This is a genomic window from Chromohalobacter sp. 48-RD10 (assembly GCF_029889785.1).
Taxonomy (GTDB): Bacteria; Pseudomonadota; Gammaproteobacteria; order Pseudomonadales; family Halomonadaceae; genus Chromohalobacter.
The window spans coordinates 1-577 of sequence record NZ_JARANX010000214.1; the positions used below are offsets into that span (position 1 = coordinate 1).

A 577-nucleotide genomic window follows, 5' to 3' on the forward strand; every position below is an offset into this window, starting at 1 on the left:
TGACGCCACGAATGAAAGAAAGGATTGCGTCTTGCGCTTTAAATTATGTTATAACATAACGTATTGGTGTTCAATACACGCTCATACATGCTTGGAGACCCGTTCGATGCAGCGTTTCAGTCCCTACCTGGCGGCACTACTCATGTCGCCAGTCATGTCGCCGGCCGCCGCTTCCGCCGCTGTCCCTTCCGTCGCAGTCGATATCCCACCGGTCTATTCGCTGGTCGATCGCGTGATGGGAGACCTGGGCTCCCCGAACCTGCTGATCCAGCAGGGCGCGTCTCCCCATCGTTACGATATGCGTCCATCCGAAGCCGAAGCGCTCGAGAACGCCGATGCCGTGTTCTGGATCGGCGAAGACCTGACCCCGTGGTTGACACATTCCATGAACACCCTGGGCGACGATGCTCTCAGTGTCGAGCTCATGGACTTGCCCGAAACGCAGACACTCGAGTACCGCCAGGGCGCCACCTTCGAAGCGCATCATCATGGTCATGGCGGACACGACCACGGCCACGACCACGACCACGACCACGACCACGACCACGACCATCAGCATGATCACGCCCATGACGGG

At 58.6% G+C, this 577-nt stretch carries 1 protein-coding gene; it reads left to right on the top strand.

Going from position 1 to position 577, the window contains the following annotated elements:
- Nucleotides 1–106: 106 nt before the first annotated feature.
- Nucleotides 107–577, top strand: a 471-nt coding sequence (locus OP496_RS18310; RefSeq protein WP_280565426.1) for a zinc ABC transporter substrate-binding protein, incomplete at its 3' end; no start/stop codon positions are given.